Below are 17,114 nucleotides of genomic sequence, written 5' to 3' on the forward strand. Positions count from 1 at the left end.
AGCTTTTACTTTTCCACCCCCTTGGCCTTGCCCCAGGCGCGGGCGGCGGTGTAGCCGAGATAGCCGGTGCCGAAGAGGGCGTAGAGTTCCTCCGGGATGCCGCGCAGGTACGCGGTCATGCCGCGCGCGATGCCGGCGGCCATGTCGGGCTGTACCGCCGAGATCAGCCCCATCGGGATCGCCCAGAGCAGCAGCGCGTACATGACGTAGAGGAAGCCGGGCCTTGCGCGCGAGGTCCAGGGGTCGGTCGACTGCGCCTCCGCGACGATTGCCGATAATTGCGCCTTTACCCGGTCGAGATCGGCGGCGGATTCGAGCTTCAGCAGTTCCAGCTTGGCCGCATCGCGGGCCTTGGGATCGGGGATCAGCTTGTCGAGCAGCGCCGCGATCGGCGCGATCAGGGTGTTGAGCATCTTGTTCATCCTGTCGTGGAAGTTGGCGAAGGTTGGGCGAATCAACCGATGCGCTGCGCCAGCCAGCCGTAGAGAAAGGCTTCGTTGGCGGGGCGGGTTTCGGCGAGGTGGAGATAGCGTTCGCCTTGCAAGGCATTGATCGCCTTGACCAAAACCGCTTCTGCCGAAGGGCCGCGCGTGGCGAGCAGCGTATCGAGCGCGTGCAGCGTCCGGGCGCCGATGTTGGCGTCGACCGCGAGATCGCCCCAGTCGCGCTGCTGGCGGTTGAGGGCGTTGAGGACGCGCTGGAGAAAGGTCGCGGCGATGGCCGGCCCCATGTTGACGCCGGTGTCGAACAGTTCGGCGGCAAGCAGCGGCGCACGGGTCGCCACGCGGTCGAAATTCGGGACCTGCCAGTAGCGGCGGCGATAGATGCGCGCGGCGAGCGGGCGCGGCAGGTCGCGGATGGTGCCGGTGTAACCTTCGGCGCGGGCGACAGCCTGCGTGATGCCGAAGCGGGTCGGTCCGCCGCGGTCGGCGGGGTGATCGACATAGCCGCCTTCACGGTCGATCACGTCTTCGACGAGTTGGGTTGCGTCCATTTCTACCTCCTGCTGGAGGGAGAACGTAACCAGAACGGTTCGTTGTAGGAAAGTTGGATTGTGCGGCCGTCAGGCCGTGCGATCCAACTCCCGCGTCGGCGGGGGCGCGGGGTTTTGGTGGCGACGGCTGCGTTCGTGGCTCTGGACCCCCGCCTGCGCGGGGGGACGGGTGGAGGGCTTCACCATTTCCGTTTGGTTCGAGCAGCTTCGAGCTTGTCGAGAAGCGGCAGTCGAGAACTCGGTGTTTGGGGCGGGGCCTTCTCGACTTCGGTTCTCGACAGGCTCGAACCTGCGCTCGAAGCGAACGGGTTGTGGGGAGGGGAAGGGGGGCGACGTTACGCCGCCCCCCTTCCGGGTCACTTGAGGTCGAGCATCACCACCGACTTGGCCGGCAGCGTCACCGACAGCGTGCCGTTGGCCAACTGCGCGCCGGTGAACGCCGCCGGGGCGATCGCGTTCGGATTGTCGAAGTCGTTGTGCGCGTTCATCGTCGGGGCGGTGAGGACCCGGCCGGTGATGGTCGTGCCGGCCACGCCGGTCAGCGCGACGTTGATCGGGGTCGCCCGGTTCGGATCGGCGTTCGACAAGGCGATATGCACCGCGCCGTCCTTGCCGCGCACGGCCGAGGCCGACACCGCCGGGATCGCCCATTTGTCGCGCGAATAATAGGGGCTGTCGATCGTGATCGGCAGGACCGTGCCGTCCATGAACGGCTTGTACATTTCGAACACGTGATAGGTCGGCGTCAGGACCATCTTCGGCCCGTCGGTCAGGATCATCGCCTGCAGCACGTTCACCATCTGGGCGATGGCGGTCATCTTCACCCGGTCGGCATGTTTGGCGAAGATGTTCAGGTTGATCGCGGCGACCAGCGCGTCGCGCAGCGTGTTCTGCTGGCGCAGGAAGCCCGGCGTCGTACCCGGATCCTGCCCGTACCAGGTGCCCCATTCGTCGACGGCCAGCCACACCCGCTTCTGCGGATCATATTTGTCCATGATCGCGCTGTGCTTGGCGATCAGTTCGTCCATCTTCCACGTCAGCCCGAGCGTTTCGGCCCATGCCGATTCGTCGAACTCGGTCGGCGACGCCTTGGGCGCCCAGCCGCCGGGGACGGTGTAGTAATGGAGCGAGACGGCATCGATGTGCCGCATCGCTTCGCGCATCATCACCTCGGTCCAGTTATAGTCGTCGGAATTGGCGCCCGACGCGATCTTCAGCACGCGGCTGCCCTCGGGCGACTTGATGAAGGTCGCGAAGCGCTTCGTTTCGTCGGCACCATATTCGGGGCGCATGTTGCCGCCACAGCCCCAGAGTTCGTTGCCGATGCCGAAATAGGGGACCTTCCACGGTTCCTTGCGGCCATTGCGGGCGCGTTCGTCGGCCAGCGTGCCGGCGCGCTGGGTCATATATTCGACCCACTCGGCCATTTCGCGAGCCGAACCGTTGCCGACATTGCCCGAGATATAGGCTTCGGCGCCGACCTGTTCGGTCAGGTCCATGAATTCGTGCGTGCCGACGGCATTGTCCTCGGTCACGCCGCCCCAGTTGGTGTTGATCTTGACCGGGCGCTTGGCCTTCGGCCCGATCCCCTCGCGCCAGTGATATTCGTCGGCGAAGCAGCCGCCGGGCCAGCGGATGACCGGCACGCCAAGGCGCTTCAGCGCGGCGACGACGTCGTTGCGGAAGCCGCGCGTGTTGGGAATGCGGCGGTCGTTGCCGACCCACAGGCCGCCATAGATGCCGTTGCCGAGATGTTCGGCGAACTGGGTGAAGATGCGCCGGTCATAGGTGGGGCCGGCCTGATCGCCGCGAATGGCGATCCGTGCGGGCTGACCCGGCTGCGGCGTCGGGGCCGGCGGTGGCGTCGTCTGGGCGGCGGCGGTCGCCGCGATCAGCAGCGATGCGGTGCCGAGCGCAAAGGCGCGCGCCCGCTGGCGCAGCTTGTGGCGCATGGTGGTCCGGCCGGTCATGGGATCAATCCCCCCTATGTCAGTTTTTGTCTGACTAATGCGTAGCGGCAGCGCGGGGCGCGATCAAGTGCCGATCGGGACGCTTTGCAGCCGGGAGCGGTCGGGGTAAGAGAGGGCGTTCCCTCCACTTTATCGACAGGTCCTGATCTTTTGACGTCTTCCCCCCAGTCGTGCGGCCTTGTCGCGATCCTTGGTGCCCCGAATGCGGGCAAGTCGACATTGGTCAATGCGCTGGTCGGGCAAAAGGTCGCGATCACCAGTCCGAAGGCGCAGACGACGCGCACCCGGTTGATGGGCATCGCGATCGAGGGCGATACCCAGCTGCTGCTGGTCGATACGCCGGGCATCTTCGAACCGAAGCGGCGGCTGGACCGCGCGATGGTGTCGGCGGCATGGGAAGGCACGGCGGGGGCCGATGCGATCGCGGTGGTGGTCGACGGCAAGGGCGGGATCGGGCCGAAGGTCCGCGCGATCGTCGAGCCGCTGGCCGGCCGGAAAGAGCCGAAGCTGCTGATCCTGAACAAGGTCGATATCGCCGACAAGCCGCGTCTGCTCGACCATGCCGCGCGGCTGCACGAGATGGCGGCGTTCGAGGAAACCTTCTTCGTCAGCGCGCAGACCGGCGACGGCCTTGCAGAAATGAAGGCGGCGCTGGCCAAGCGGATGCCCGAGGGGCCGTGGCATTTCCCCGAGGACCAGGTGAGCGACGCCACCGACCGGATGCTGGCGGCCGAAGTGACTCGCGAACAGCTGTACCACCAGCTGCACGAGGAACTGCCCTATGCCAGCGCGGTCGATACCGAACGCTATCTGGAGCGTGAGGACGGATCGGTCGAGATCCACCAGCAAATCTATGTCGCGCGCGACACGCAGCGCGCGATCGTGCTGGGCAAGGGCGGGCAGCGGATCAAGGAAATCGGCGCGACCGCGCGCAAGGAATTGCAGGAATTGCTGGGCGTGCGCGTCCACCTGTACCTGCATGTGAAGGTCAAGCCGAACTGGGAAGAGGACCGGATGCTGTACCGGGATATCGGGCTGGACTGGGTGGAGTAGTTTCGCACGTGACGTCACCCCGGGCTTGACCCGGGGTCCCGCTTCTTCTTCTTCTCGACCGCAGGTAGGAAGCGGGACCCCGGGTCAAGCCCGGGGTGACGATGAGAGGGAAGCTCAGAACAGTTTCCGCACCGACAGCCGCACGATCCGGCCGTAAGGGTCGAGGAACGACGGCTGGAAGCGATAGGGTGTTGCGCCGCTCCGGTCGCGGACGTCGACGCGGTCGTTGAGCAGGTTCTGTACCTCGAACTGGAACACCATCCGCTTCGCCCATGGGGCGTTCGGGGCAATTTTGTCGGCCTGCATCTGCGAATAGAGGCCGAGGAAGGTCAGCCCCGAAAAGCGCAGGTCGGACGCGGGCAGCGGGCTGCGGATGCGGGTGCCGGGACGCCAGTTGGCATAGACGCCCATGCGGAACGCGCCCTTCGATCCGCCGATATTGCCCATGACTTCATAACGCGGCCGGCCGCTATTGCCGTCGAGCGTCTCGCCGTCGAGCAGGTCGAGTTCGCCCTGTCCCGGCCGGAGCGTCAGCCGGTCGTCGAGCCGCGCGGTGAGCGTGACGAAGGACCAGAGCTGCGGCCGTTCGGGCGGGGGCGGCGCGTCCTTGGCCGGGGGCGTGGGCGTGGGGCCGATGGGGCCGAAGAACGAGACCTCCGCCTTCAGCTTGCGCTCGACTTCGCGGAACAGGTTGACCGGGCGGATATCGGCCCGCAGCAGTCGGCCGCTATCGTCGCGGACGAAGCGGTCGGGGAAGGCCGCCTGCAACGCCGCCGTCGCGCTGCCGAGATTGGCGACCTGATCGGTGATGCGCGTGTCGATATAGCTGAGATTGAGGTTCAGCTGCTTGTCCTTGATCGGACGCCAGCCGATGCCGAGCGTGCGGATCTGCCGTTCCTCGGGCCTGAGGTCGGTGTTGCCGCCGCCGGTGACCGCGATCGGCGCGCTGGCCCCGGTCACGAAATCGAAGAACGGCGTGTTGGGCACGGTGACGATCGGCTGGGTCAGCGTGGCGATGGCGGGCGGGGTGCGGGCGGTGTTGATCGACGCGGTGATCGACACCGGGCGCTTCGGCGTCCAGTTCAGCGCGAAATTGCTGCTGGCGAGGCTGCCATAATCCGACACGCCGGTGAGGCCGAACAGGACATTGGCGGACAGCGACCCGATCGCCGACAGCACGCCGCGATCGGCCGAGGCGATCGGCAGGTCGATGCTGGCGCTGCCGCCGCGCACGGTGCGGGTCAGGTCGCTCGCCGCGCCGGCATCGTCGGCCAGCCGTCCGCTGCTGCTTGAGCGGGCATAGTCGGCGTTCAGGGTCAGCTGCGCCGGGCCGGCGGGCAGTTGCAGGACCGGGCCGGTGGCGGTCGCCTTGCCCGTCAGCGTACCGGTGACGGTGCGGCTGCGGGTGACGATCATCGGTTGCGCAGCGAGGGTCGGGCCGAGGTCGAAGGGGTTTGCGCCGGCATCGACCGCCGCCTGCAACGCATCGGCCGCGACGCCGCGATCGACGGCGGCCCGGGCGCGCACCCGGTCGTAGCCGCCGGTCACGGTCCAGAGCCAGCGGCCGAACCCGCCCTGCACCGTCGAGGCGGCGTGCAGCGTCAGGCTGTCGTTGCGCTGGGTCAGCACCGCCCCTTCGTCGAGATAGCGGTCGAGCAGCACCGGGCCGGCAAAGGGCAGCGCGGTGTCGCCGGGCACGGTGAGCGTCGCCCCCTGCAGCCCGGCGAGCGCGCGACCGCGTTCGGCCTCCATCGTCAGGTTGAGCGAGGCGAGCATCGTCCTGCCGATCGGCACGACATGGGTGCCGTCGACCTTCAGCGCGTCGCGGCTGCGCAGCGACAGGAAAGGGGCAAGATCGGTCGCGCGTGGCCCTGCGGCATAGTCGGCCAGCGTGGCGCGCCGCGTCGGGTCGAGCGGCACGGCGGCGACCGTCACCGGACGTCCGGCCAGCGCATCGAGCGCCGGGTCGATACTGCCCCCGCCGATCGCGCGGAGATTGCCGATCCGGTCGAACGGGCTGTCGCTGTCGGGCAGATAGGGCCGCTGCGTGGCGCGCAGGCGGTTCTGCCGGTCGTAGTTGATCGACAGCAGCGTGCGGCGGTCGCCCGCGATGCGGGTCGATCCCAGCTCCAGCCGCTCGGTGCCGCCGCCGCCATCGGTGGTGGTGCCGGCCCCCTGATCGACGACGATCGCGCGGAACTGCGGTTTCAGGACGAAATTGACGACGCGGACCGTCGGGGCGAAGCCGAAGCGGGCGGCATCCTGTTCGGACAGGACCTCGGTGCGTTCCAGCGCCTCGGGCGGGAGCGTCCAGATTTCGCGATAGCCCGAAATGCGCCGGCCGTTCAGCAGGAACACGGGTTCGCCGCCGCTGGCCGAGGTGGTGAGGGGGGCGATGAGCTTCGCCAGCTGTTCCATGCTGGTCGCGCCCAGCGCGCGCAGCGCGGCGGCATCCAGCACCGCGACCGGCGCGATATCGCCGATCGCCGAACCGCTCGGGCGCTTGCCGGTGACGACGATGTCTTCGCGGGAGTCGGCGGTATCGTCCTGCGCGGCGGCGGGGAGCGGCATCGCCATGACGGCGGCACCGGCCAGCGTTCGTCCGACTGCCACCCGCATCCGCCGCTCCATCATCGTTGCGGCAACCGGGCTAGGAGCGGTTTCGGACCGAAGCATGGCGAAAAACGGCAATGGCGCGGCGGGCCATGCAAAAAGGGCCGGCCCTCCCCTTGCAGGAAGGACCGACCCCATGTCCGACACCCCGTTACGCCACCGGGGGTGCCGGAAACCGGTTAGCGGTTGCAGTAGCGCGGCGGGTCGGCCCGATCGATCGCCCGGCCGGCGACCGCACCGACGCCACCACCAAGGATGGTGCCGAGCAGGCGGTTGCCGCGACCGGCAACGGTGTTGCCGAGCAGGCCGCCGGCGATCGCACCGATCACGGTGCCGCCATCGCCATTCTCGCAGCGCGCGCCGCGGCGGTTATACTGGCGGTCGTTATAGTAACCGCGGTCGCCGCGATATTCACGATAGCCGCGACCGTCGCGATAATCCCGCTCGTAGCGGTCCCCGCGCCAGCTCTGCGCCGAAGCGGCGGTGGGGGCGGCGGCGGTAGCGACCGTGGCAAGCGCGGCAGCGGCAAGCGTCAGCTTCTTGAACATGGGTCTTCTCCCTCAAAACTCGGTGACGGTGGTTGATCCCTTGTGGGGAAGTCCGTCTGTGAGTTGGGGTATGGACCGATTCGCTTGAGCGGATACTGAATGCGCCTGTTAGCTGCCGTTCAGTATCGGTGCGGGGTGGAGGGCGAGATTTCGTCACTCCCGCGAAGGCGGGAGTCCATACACGCTGTCGTTGGCGATCCTGCCGCGCCATCGGCGTTTATGGATTCCCGCCTTCGCGGGAATGACGAGCGCGGGGTGCCGAAACCACCCCGCGCCCATGCGGGTTTTGCTTTAGTTCCGCCACGCGAAACCCTATATACTCGCTATGGCAACGAACCCCAATCAGAACGACTACGGCGCAGATTCGATCAAGGTGCTGAAGGGCCTGGACGCGGTCCGCAAGCGCCCGGGCATGTATATCGGCGATACCGACGACGGCTCCGGCCTGCACCACATGGTGTTCGAGGTCAGCGACAATGCGATCGACGAGGCGCTGGCCGGGCATTGCGACCGCATCCTCATCACGCTGAACGCCGATGGCTCCGTCTCGGTCGAGGATAATGGCCGCGGCATTCCGACCGGCATCCACAGCGAAGAGGGCGTGTCGGCGGCCGAGGTCATCATGACCCAGCTGCACGCCGGCGGCAAGTTCGAGAACACCAACGACGACAATGCGTACAAGGTGTCGGGCGGCCTGCACGGCGTGGGCGTGTCGGTGGTGAACGCGCTCAGCGACTTCCTCGACCTGACGATCTGGCGCGACGGCCAGGAACATTACATGCGCTTCCGCCGGGGCGATGCCGAAGCGCCGCTGAAGGTCGTGGGGCCGTCGGAGAAGCGCGGCACCCGCGTGACGTTCCTGCCGTCGGCGGAAACGTTCAAGATCACCGAGTTCGATTTCGACAAGCTGGAACACCGCTTCCGCGAGCTGGCGTTCCTCAATTCCGGCGTGCGGCTGGTGCTGGTCGATGCCCGGCACGAGGAGCCGCGCGAGGTCGAGCTATATTATGAAGGCGGGATCGCCGCGTTCGTGAAATATCTCGACCGGACCAAGACGCCGCTGATGCCCGATCCGATCGCGATCAACGGTTTCCGCGACGATGTCGGCATCGACGTCGCGCTGGAATGGAACGACAGCTATTACGAGAACGTCCTCGCCTTCACCAACAACATCCCGCAGCGCGATGGCGGCACGCACATGGCGGCGTTCCGCGCCGCGCTGACGCGTACGCTCAACAATTACGCCGACAAGTCGGGCATGTTGAAGAAGGAAAAGGTCTCCCTCACCGGCGACGACATGCGTGAGGGGCTGACCGCGATCGTCTCGGTCAAGCTGCCCGATCCGAAATTCTCGTCGCAGACCAAGGACAAGCTGGTGTCGTCGGAAGTGCGCCAGCCGCTGGAAGCGCTGATGGCCGACAAGCTGGCCGATTATCTGGAGGAAAATCCGGGCAATGCGAAGGCGATCATCCAGAAGGTGATCGACGCCGCCGCCGCGCGCGAGGCCGCGAAGAAGGCACGTGAGCTGACCCGCCGCAAGGGCGCGATGGACATCGCGTCGCTGCCCGGCAAGCTGGCCGATTGCCAGGAGCGCGATCCCGCCAAGTCGGAACTGTTCTTCGTCGAGGGTGACTCGGCCGGTGGCTCCGCCAAGCAGGGCCGCGACCGCCATTTCCAGGCGATCCTCCCCTTGCGCGGGAAAATCCTGAACGTCGAGCGTGCGCGGTTCGACCGGATGCTCGCCAGCCGCGAGATCGGGACGATCATCACCGCACTCGGCACCGGTATCCGCGACGATTTCAACATCGACAAGCTGCGCTACCACAAGATCGTCATCATGACCGACGCCGACGTCGACGGCGCGCATATCCGCACGCTGCTGCTGACCTTCTTCTATCGCCAGATGCCCGAGATCATCGAGAAGGGGCACCTCTATATCGCCCAGCCGCCGCTGTATAAGGCGACCAAGGGCCGGTCCGAAGTCTATCTGAAGGACGACAATGCGCTCGACGAATATCTGGTCGAGGCGGGCGTCAGCGCGCATGTGCTGGAAAGCCCGGCGGGCGCGCGGAGCGGCGACGACCTGAAGGCGTTGCTGGGTCACGCCCGGCGGATGCGTACGCTGATGCGCTATGTCCCGCGCCGCTACGACATGGGCATCGTCGAGGTGCTGGCGCTCGCCGGCGTGCTGGACCCGGCGATCGGGCAGGCGGATCGCGATACGCGGTTGCAGGATGCGGTGTCGCGGATCGGCCGCACCGATGTCGAGGCGCAGTGGACCGCGCGGGTGACCGAGGATGGCGGGCTGCAGTTCCAGCGGCGCTGGCGCGGGGTCACCGATACGCACACGATCGAGCCGGCGTTCCTGTTGTCGGCCGAGGGGCGCAAGCTCCACGCCCTGGCAGCCGAGGAAGCGGCGAGCTATGCCGGCGTGTCGAAGCTGGTCAGCGCGCGCAGCGCCGGCGAAACGGTGGCCGAGGGCGAGGAAGAAGCGCCGGCGGTTGCGGGCAAGGGCGAGACGCTGGTCGCACGGCCGAGCCAGCTGCTCGACGCGATCCTGGCGGCGGGGCGCAAGGGCCTGTCGATCCAGCGCTACAAGGGGCTGGGCGAGATGAACGCCGAACAGCTGTGGGAAACCACGCTCGACCCGTCGAACCGGTCGATGCTGCGCGTCGCGATCGATCAGGCCGATGTGGCGGACGAAATCTTCACGCGGCTGATGGGTGATGTCGTCGAGCCGCGGCGGGATTTCATTCAGGAGAACGCGCTGAACGTGGCGAATCTGGACGTTTGAGGCGGCGGAGCGGGCGCTTCGGTGCGTCCGTCCGTATTCCCGCGCAGGTGGGAATCCAGAGCCAACGGCGTTGCGCTCCGTTACCCTGGACCCCCGCCTGCGCGGGGGTACGCGTAAGGGCGTAAGGGCCGTTCCCGTCCATTTCCCCGACCCAACCCCATGCACTCCGTTCGGTTCGAGCAGCTTCGAGCTTGTCGAGAAGCGGCAGTCGAGAACCCGTCCGCTTGGGGCAACCCCTTCTCGACTTCGGTTCTCGACAGGCTCGAACCTGCGCTCGAAGCAAACGGGGTTAGGGGGCGAGGGTGTGAGGGGGCGAGGGTAGGGAAGCGCGCGCCCCTCTAATCCAGCGCCATCGCCTCTGCCGCCAGCGCCTCCGCCTCGATCAGCAGTGCGTCCTCCGCCGACCCTTGCGTCACCCGTTCGCGGCCGACCAGTACCAGCACCGGCACCGCCAGCGGGCTGACCCGGTCGAGGTCGACATGGCGGATGCGCGCCTGTGCCGTTTCCAGCAGCTTCGCCAGCCGCCCGACATCGGTCATCCGCGCGCGGGCATCCTCCCACGCCGCCTGCAGCAGCAGATGGCCGGGTTCGTATTTGCGCAGCACGTCATAGATCAGGTCGGTCGAGAAGGTCACCTGCTTGCCGGTCTTGCGCTTGCCGGGATGCTGGCGCTCGACGAGGCCGCCGATCACCGCGACCTCGCGAAAGGCGCGTTTCAGCAGCGCCGATCCCTGTACCCAGTCGACGAACTCATGCTCCAGAATGTCGGGAGAGAATAGCGCGGCGGGGTCGGTGATCGGTTCGAGGCAATAGCAGGCCAGCGCATAGTCGTTCGACACGAAGCCGATCGGGTGCATGCCCATCGCCTCCATCCGGCGCGTGATCAACATGCCGAGCGACTGGTGCGCGTTCCACCCTTCGAAGCTGTAGGCGACCATATAGTGCCGCCCGTCATGCGGGAATGTCTCGACCAGCAGTTCGCCGGGCCGCGGCAGCACCGATCGCCGCGACTGGATTTCCAGCCACTCGCGCACATCGTCGGGAAAACGCGACCATTGCGAAGAATCTGCCAGAAACCCGCGCACCCGGTCGGCTAGGTTGGTCGACAGCGCCATGCGCGTGCCGCCATATTTGGGGATGCGCGCAGGCTTGCTGGTCGCGCGGACGACCAGGTCGGTCAGCTCGATCTTTTCCACCTCAAGGCTCATGCCGGAGAAGAAGAAGGTATCGCCGGGCGACAGGGTGGAGGCGAAATATTCCTCGACCGTGCCGAGGCGCCGGCCATTCTTGAACCGCACGTCGAGCGTGGGGGCATCGACGATGATCCCGGCGTTGAGGCGATGCTGCGCGATGAACGCCGGTTTGGTGACGGTCCACCGCCCGTCGCTGCCGAGCCGCAGCCGCTTGAACCGGTCATAGGCCTTCAGCGCATAGCCGCCCTCGGCGATGTAATGCAGCACGCGGTCGAACGTGTCGGCGTCGAGCGCCGAATAGGGCAGCGCGCCCTGCACCTCCGCCAGCATGTCGGCGGCGGCGAAGGGTTCGGCACAGGCACAGCCCATCAGATGCTGGGCGAGCACGTCGAGCGCACCGGGGCGGAAGACTTCGCGGTCCAGCTCGCCCGCTTCCACCGCGTCGAGTGCGGCCTGCGCCTCCAGAAATTCGAAGCGGTTGCCCGGTACCAGCAGCGCCTTCGACACTTCGTCCAGCCGGTGGTTGGCGCGGCCGATCCGTTGGAGCAGGCGCGACGATCCCTTGGGCGCGCCCATTTGGATCACGCAATCGACATCGCCCCAGTCGACGCCGAGGTCGAGGCTGGCAGTGGCGACCAGCGCGCGCAGGCGGCCGTCGGCCATCGCCGCCTCGACCTTGCGCCGCGCCTCGCGGTCGAGGCTGCCGTGATGGACGCCGATCGGCAGCTGCGCGTCGTTGGCCAGCCACAGATCCTGAAAGATCAGTTCGGCGAGGCTGCGGGTGTTGCAGAAGACGATGGTGGTGCGGTGGCGCTCGATCTCGCGCATCACTTGCTGCGCAGCATAGCGGCCGGAATGGCCCGACCACGGGATGCGGTCCTGCGGTAGGAGGATGCGGATATCGGGATCGGCCCCCGGCTCGCCCTGTACCAATGTCACCGTATCGATATCGCCATAGGGTGCGAGCCATGCGCGATAGCCGTCGGGGTCGGCGACCGTCGCCGACAGCGCGACGCGGCGGAGGCCGGGAGCATGGCGCTGCAGGCGGGTGAGGCACAGCGACAGCAGGTCACCGCGCTTGTCGGTGGCGAAGGCGTGCACCTCGTCGATGATGATCGTGCGCAGCGACGCGAACAGCCGGTCGGCATCGGGATAGGACAGCAGCAGGCTGAGTGATTCGGGCGTGGTCAGCAGGATGTGCGGCGGCTTGCTGCGCTGGCGGGCCTTGCGGTCGGACGGGGTGTCACCGGTGCGGGTTTCGACCCGGATGGGCAGGTCCATCTCGGCGATCGGGGTCAGCAGGTTGCGCTGCACATCGACCGCGAGCGCCTTGAGCGGCGAGATGTAGAGGGTGTGGAGGCCGTCACTCGGGTGCTCGATCAGGTCGGCCAGCGTCGGCAGGAAGCCGGCGAGCGTCTTGCCCGCACCGGTCGCGGCGACGAGCAGCGCGTGGTTGCCGGCACGCGCGACGTCGAGCATTTCGCGCTGGTGGCGACGCGGGGACCAGCCACGGGCGGCGAACCAGTCGGTCAGGGGGGCGGGGAGGGCTCGCACTCCCGCAGATGTAGGGTGGCGAGGGCGGGGTGCAAAGTATCGGGACTTCACACCCCCCACCATTACCGTACCCCGGCGGAGGCCGGGGTCCAGTCACGAAGCGGTGCGAAAGAGTGGCCGACGTTCACCAACTGGACCCCGGCCTTCGCCGGGGTACGGGATTTGGCGGAGGTGCGGTTTGCGTTAGACCGCCGTCATCGGCCCCGGCTTGCCCGCCGCGACCCGCCAGCGGGCGGTCGTCGCGGTCGTGAAGTCCGGCGTCGTCACGCTCGACACGGTGCGGAACTGCGCATCGGCATGGGTCGGCGTCAGGGTCAGCAGCAGATAGCCCCTGCGGTCCTGATCGCAGTAGCGGACCTCGGGCGCGTTCTTCTCGATCACCTTGCCGAGGCCGGGCAGAAGCGAGCCATAGGACGGGCTGGAGATCGCGGTCGCGCCGAATTCGTGGGCGACCAGCCGCCCGCTGTCGTCGTGCAGGTCGTTGGCCCAGCCGGCATGGCTGTCGCCCGACAGGACGACCGGGCGCGATTTGGCGCGGCGGAACGTGGCATAGAGCCGTTCGCGCGCCGGGGGATAGCCGTCCCAGCTGTCGAAATTGAACGGCAGTCCGGCGCGGTACGAGCGCTGTCCGGCGGCGATGCGCGGGGCATAGGCGGCGGGCAGGCCGTTGAGCAGGTCGGCAAAGCCCTGCGCGCCCAGTTCCTTGATGAGGTCGGGGCCGGGCACCTTCGCCATCACCACCTGGTTGCCGAGCAGCTGCCACGGGCGCTTCGCCTCGACCGAGCGGATCAGTTCGCGCTCGACCCAATCCTGTTGCCCACGCCCCAGCAATTCGCGGTCGGGTCGGGCGCGGATCGCCATCATCGTGGCATAATCCTCCGGTTCGATCCCGGCCCCCTTGGGCGCGGCCTGTTCCGAGCGGGCGAGCAGGCGGGTTTCGACCATCACCAGCGTGGCGAGGTCGCCGAAATCGAAGCTGCGGTTGATCGCGGCCCAGGGCTGGCCGGGTTTGGGATCGCGGATCGGCATCCATTCGAAATAGGCCTGCATCGCCGCCGCCTTGCGCGCCGCCCAATCGCCTTCGGTCGCCGGATCGTGATTCTCCGCGCCGCCGACCCAGGCGTCGTTGGCGCTTTCGTGATCGTCCCACACGCAGATGAACGCGGCGCGGGCGTGCGCGGCCTGCATGGCGGGGTCGCGCTTCACCTGCGCATGGCGGGTGCGATAATCGGCCAGCGTCACGATCTCATGCGTCGGTTCGGGCAGGCGGTTCAGCTTGCGGCCGATCTCCGCGCCATAGCCCTCCGCGCCATATTCGTAGATGTAGTCGCCCAGATGCAGCACCGCATCGACGCGCGGTTCGGCGGCGATCGCGGTATAGGCGTGCCAATAGCCGCCGGGATAGAGCTGGCACGACACCACCGCCAGCGCGACGTCGCGCGTGGCGCCGCGGGGCAGGGTGCGGAAGCGGCCCCGGGGCGAGGCGGTGCCGCCCGGTGCGGTGAACCAGTACCAATATTCGGTGCCGGGCTTCAGGCCGGTCGCCTCGACCTTCGCGGTGAAGTCGCGGGCGGCGCGCGCGGTCGCGCGGCCCGTGGTGATGGCCGGCCCGTCCGCGCTTGCCGCGACGTGCCAGTCGAGCGCGATATCGCCGGTGCCCTCCGCAACCGGGGTGGCGCGGGTCCAGAGGATCGCGCCGTCCGCCGCCGGATCGCCGCTGGCGACGCCATGCGCGAAGGTCGCGGCCGATGGCGCGGCATGGGCGATGGTCGGCAGGGTGAGGGCGGCACTGCTGCCCATCATTCGGAGGGCGTCGCGGCGGTTCAGCGTCATGGGGCACGGCCTTTGTGAAACGATCTGCGCGGCGTCCTATGGCCGACATGCGACAGGTCCGTGACGTCATCGACCTGTCATTCCGCCCCCCTAGAGGCCGCGCCGTCATTAGGGGGATATTGCATGAAAACCTGTTTGCGTTCGACCATCGCCATGCTGGCGATCACCAGTTCGACCACTGCGTTTGCCCAGGCCAATGTCCAGCCGGCGGGCGACGATGCCGACGAAATCGTCGTCACCGCGCAAAAGGTCGAGCAGCGAATCGAGGACGTGCCGGTCACCGTTACCGCCGTGACGGGGCAGAAGATGGCCGATCTCGGCGTCTCCACGCTGGCCGATGTCGCGCAATATATTCCGGGGCTGGTCGTGCAGGAGCAGAGCGCGAACAATCCGGGCTTCGTCATTCGCGGCATCACGTCGGATTCCGGATCGGCGCAGCAGGGCGCGCGCGTCACCTTCTATTACAACGGCGTAGACATCAGCCGGTCGCGCGGGGCGTATCAGGACCTGTTCGACCTCGAACGGATCGAGGCGGTGAAGGGGCCGCAGGCGACGTTGTTCGGCACCGCCGCCGCGGTCGGCGCGGTGTCGATCCTGTCGGCCAGACCCAAGCCGGGGTTCGAAGCCGACCTCGCCGCGTCCTACGGCAATTTCAACCGGACGCAGGTGTCGGGTATGGTCAATGCCGGCAACGACACGCTCGCCGCGCGCTTGGCCTTCGCGTATAAATTTCGCGACGGCTATGTCCGCAACATCGCGGGCGATCCCAAGGTGCCGAACCAGAATCAGGGGCGAGTCGATCAGGACGACCTGAACGGGCAGGACCAGCGCGGCATTCGCGGGTCGCTGCGCTGGACGCCGACCGACGCCGTCACCGCCGACCTCGTGCTGACCTATGACGGGCAGCGCAATCCGGGCACCGCGTTCAAGAGCCGCGCCTTTGCACCCACCGGCGGGCAGACCGGCGATTACGGCACCGCCGAACTGTCGGGATCGCCCTATTCGCTGGAAGTGCTGGGCAAGCGCAAGCTGGGCCTCGACCGCGATGTGTATGACGCGAACCTGACCGTCTCGGTCGATCTGGGGCGTGGCGTCACCTTCACCACGGTCAACGGCTATCGCCGGTTCAACAGCCTCGAAACCTTCGATGCCGATGGCGGCCCGGCCTGGTATCTGGAGTTCGCCGAGGATGCGAAGGGCGATCAGTGGAGCCATGAAGGCCGCTTCAACTTCACCGGGGAACGCGCGCGGGCGTCGTTCGGGTGGAACGCCTTCTTCGAAAACGGTTTCCAGCGCGTGCCGTTCTCGACCGAGGAGGGGACCTATCTCGCCTGTTCGGTGACCGCCGGCTTTGCGCCGATCCGGGCGATCCTGAATCGGGCCGGCATTACCACAGGGCCGAACTGCGTCGCGGCCAACGGCACGGTGCCTGGCGCGCGGGCGACGGCGGTGCTGTCGCGGGGCGCACTCACCGAACTGCCCTATGCGGCGGTGTTCACCAATTTCGGCAACAACGACACCTATTCGATGTTCGCCGATGCGACGTGGATTCCGCTCCCCGCGCTGGAACTCACCGCCGGTGCGCGGGTGCTGATCGAGGATCGGAAATCGGGCTACAGCTCGGTCCAGCCCTTCTCCCGGCTGCTCGCCGGGGCGGGGGTGTTCACCAGCCTGCTCGGCACCGCCAACACCAATGGCGCGCAGTTCGAGGCACAGCGCAGCTTCGCCGCCGTGCTGCCGCGCTTCAATGCGCTGCTGCGGCTGTCCGATGCGGTGAACCTGTATGCGACGGTCAGCAAGGGCCGCCGGTCGCCGGTGGTGCAGCTGGGCGCTGCCCGCACCGGCAGCAGCGCGACGGCCAGTGTCATTCCGAACCTGCAGATCGTGCCCGAGGAACTGGTGTGGAATTACGAAGGCGGCATCAAGGGACGCGTCGGCCCGTTCAGCGGTGCGGCGTCGGTCTTCTACCAGCGCTATGACGGGTTCCAGGTGTCGGTGACTGAAAACGGCGTGACCACCACGCGCTCGGCCGGCTCGGCGGACAATCTGGGCGTCGAGCTGGAGGGGACGTTGCGCGTCGGGCCGATGCTGTCGCTGTTCGGGACCTTCGCCTATCTCGATGGCGGGATCGGCGACGATGCGACCAACGGCGTGTTCGCGGGCGACCGCTTCCGCCTGCAGCCGGACATGACCGCATCGGCCGGTGCGAACCTGCGGGTGCCGATGGGGTCGGCGACCTTCTATGCCGTGCCGAACCTGACCTATCGGTCGAAGGTGTTCTTCGAAGTGCCGAACCGGGCGGCGATCTCGACGCCGGGCTATACGCTGTTCAACCTGCGCGCCGGCGTGGAGCTGGGCGAGCGGTTCACCATCGGCGGCTTCGCGCGCAACCTGACCAACGAGCGCTATCTGATCGATGCGGGCAATACCGGTGGCGGGTTCGGCGTGCCGACCTACATCCGGGGCGAGCCGCGCTTCTATGGCGTGGAGCTGGGCGCGCGGTTCTGACGGGCAAAGAAAACGCCGGTGCCACGGGGAGTGGCACCGGCGTTGCAGTTTAGG

10 protein-coding genes are annotated in these 17,114 nt (G+C 67.4%); 3 read left to right on the top strand and 7 right to left on the bottom strand.

Annotated elements, in window-relative coordinates; all coding sequences use genetic code 11:
- Positions 1 to 5: 5 nt before the first annotated feature.
- The 3 genes from MF609_RS16080 to MF609_RS16090 form a co-directional block, all read right to left on the bottom strand.
- Entirely contained in the window at positions 6 to 422 is a 417-nt protein-coding gene (locus MF609_RS16080) for a holin family protein (protein ID WP_242417165.1), read from the bottom strand.
- A 32-nt stretch (positions 423 to 454) separates the two neighbouring features.
- Positions 455 to 994, bottom strand: a complete 540-nt coding sequence (locus MF609_RS16085; RefSeq protein ID WP_242417166.1) for a glycoside hydrolase family 108 protein — start codon at positions 992 to 994, stop codon at positions 455 to 457.
- A gap of 356 nt (positions 995 to 1,350) precedes the next feature.
- Entirely contained in the window at positions 1,351 to 2,946 is a 1,596-nt protein-coding gene (locus tag MF609_RS16090; protein ID WP_242417240.1) for an alpha-N-arabinofuranosidase, read from the bottom strand.
- Positions 2,947 to 3,114: 168 nt separating this feature from the next.
- Here MF609_RS16090 and era point away from each other — a divergent pair, with 168 nt between their 5' ends.
- Positions 3,115 to 4,017 (top strand): GTPase Era, encoded by a 903-nt coding sequence (era, locus tag MF609_RS16095; RefSeq protein WP_242417167.1) that lies wholly within the window; start codon positions 3,115 to 3,117, stop codon positions 4,015 to 4,017.
- A gap of 114 nt (positions 4,018 to 4,131) precedes the next feature.
- Here the strand turns inward: era and MF609_RS16100 are convergent, their stop codons facing one another.
- Together MF609_RS16100 and MF609_RS16105 are read right to left on the bottom strand one after the other, a co-directional pair.
- Positions 4,132 to 6,693, bottom strand: coding sequence for a TonB-dependent receptor (locus tag MF609_RS16100; RefSeq protein ID WP_242417168.1), 2,562 nt, complete (start codon positions 6,691 to 6,693; stop codon positions 4,132 to 4,134).
- 116 nt (positions 6,694 to 6,809) lie between these two features.
- Positions 6,810 to 7,178, bottom strand: coding sequence for a glycine zipper 2TM domain-containing protein (locus tag MF609_RS16105; protein ID WP_242417169.1), 369 nt, complete (start codon positions 7,176 to 7,178; stop codon positions 6,810 to 6,812).
- A gap of 325 nt (positions 7,179 to 7,503) precedes the next feature.
- On the opposite strand from MF609_RS16105, the gene gyrB reads away from it, so the two are divergent.
- Positions 7,504 to 9,972: a DNA topoisomerase (ATP-hydrolyzing) subunit B gene (gyrB, locus tag MF609_RS16110; RefSeq protein WP_242417170.1), complete on the top strand. Its 2,469-nt coding sequence runs from the start codon at positions 7,504 to 7,506 to the stop codon at positions 9,970 to 9,972.
- Positions 9,973 to 10,310: 338 nt separating this feature from the next.
- Here gyrB and MF609_RS16115 read toward each other — a convergent pair whose 3' ends face one another.
- Positions 10,311 to 12,719, bottom strand: a complete 2,409-nt coding sequence (locus tag MF609_RS16115; RefSeq protein ID WP_336944910.1) for a ligase-associated DNA damage response DEXH box helicase — start codon at positions 12,717 to 12,719, stop codon at positions 10,311 to 10,313.
- A gap of 183 nt (positions 12,720 to 12,902) precedes the next feature.
- Positions 12,903 to 14,552: an alkaline phosphatase D family protein gene (locus tag MF609_RS16120; protein ID WP_242417171.1), complete on the bottom strand. Its 1,650-nt coding sequence runs from the start codon at positions 14,550 to 14,552 to the stop codon at positions 12,903 to 12,905.
- A 123-nt stretch (positions 14,553 to 14,675) separates the two neighbouring features.
- Here MF609_RS16120 and MF609_RS16125 point away from each other — a divergent pair, with 123 nt between their 5' ends.
- Positions 14,676 to 17,060 carry a TonB-dependent receptor gene (locus MF609_RS16125; RefSeq protein ID WP_242417172.1) on the top strand — a complete coding sequence of 795 codons (2,385 nt, stop codon included), beginning with the start codon at positions 14,676 to 14,678 and terminating at the stop codon, positions 17,058 to 17,060.
- Positions 17,061 to 17,114 lie beyond the last annotated feature (54 nt).

Origin of the sequence: Sphingomonas panni (assembly GCF_022664435.1) — a bacterium.
Taxonomy (GTDB): domain Bacteria; phylum Pseudomonadota; class Alphaproteobacteria; order Sphingomonadales; family Sphingomonadaceae; genus Sphingomonas; species Sphingomonas panni.

Coding starts and splice junctions, on each gene's coding strand:
- MF609_RS16080 (WP_242417165.1), bottom strand. CDS start 422: ATGAACAAGATGCTCAACACCCTGATCGCGCCGATCGCGGCGCTGCTC.
- MF609_RS16085 (WP_242417166.1), bottom strand. CDS start 994: ATGGACGCAACCCAACTCGTCGAAGACGTGATCGACCGTGAAGGCGGC.
- MF609_RS16090 (WP_242417240.1), bottom strand. CDS start 2,946: ATGCGCCACAAGCTGCGCCAGCGGGCGCGCGCCTTTGCGCTCGGCACC.
- MF609_RS16100 (WP_242417168.1), bottom strand. CDS start 6,693: ATGCTTCGGTCCGAAACCGCTCCTAGCCCGGTTGCCGCAACGATGATG.
- MF609_RS16105 (WP_242417169.1), bottom strand. CDS start 7,178: ATGTTCAAGAAGCTGACGCTTGCCGCTGCCGCGCTTGCCACGGTCGCT.
- gyrB (WP_242417170.1), top strand. CDS start 7,504: ATGGCAACGAACCCCAATCAGAACGACTACGGCGCAGATTCGATCAAG.
- MF609_RS16120 (WP_242417171.1), bottom strand. CDS start 14,552: ATGACGCTGAACCGCCGCGACGCCCTCCGAATGATGGGCAGCAGTGCC.
- MF609_RS16125 (WP_242417172.1), top strand. CDS start 14,676: ATGAAAACCTGTTTGCGTTCGACCATCGCCATGCTGGCGATCACCAGT.